This window comes from Acinetobacter lactucae (assembly GCF_013344765.1).
Lineage (GTDB): Bacteria > Pseudomonadota > Gammaproteobacteria > Pseudomonadales > Moraxellaceae > Acinetobacter > Acinetobacter lactucae_A.
On sequence record NZ_JABVBF010000424.1, the window covers coordinates 1 to 489 of the forward strand.

A 489-nucleotide genomic window follows, 5' to 3' on the forward strand; every position below is an offset into this window, starting at 1 on the left:
TTGGTAAATGAATAAGATGCAATGCTTTATTAGAAGTTTACTTATTAAAATACTTTTGGGGATAATGCCAGTGACCGCCTATGCAGAACAGAAGTGTTATGGGGATATTATCGTATTTCAAAGATTTGATGACCAAGCAATATATCCTTACTTTGCGCCAGCTTCTAATGATAAAACTAAAAAGAGTGAAGTTAAGAATAAAGCAATAATCATCCAGAAAGGAAAACAAAAGCAAGATGAGATTTTAGCTCAAAAGAAAACAGAGAATGTTCACACAAAGAAATTAGAAGAAAAGAAAAATTTTGAAAATAAAAAACAACTTGATGCTGCGATCGCTAAAGAAATCTTAGAAAATGGTGAAAAAAAGTGGATGGTACAGGTTGCATTAGCAGCTAACCAAAATAAAGCCTATAAGATTCAATCTCAGCTAGAAGCAAAAGGATATAAAGTCGTAACCAGTTCAACTACTAAAGGAATACGGGTTATGAT

At 32.3% G+C, this 489-nt stretch carries 1 protein-coding gene; it reads left to right on the forward strand.

The features are described 5' to 3' along the window. Positions 1-16: 16 nt before the first annotated feature. Positions 17-489 (forward strand): SPOR domain-containing protein (locus HUN22_RS17675; RefSeq protein WP_217488230.1); only part of this gene is annotated, 473 nt, incomplete at its 3' end.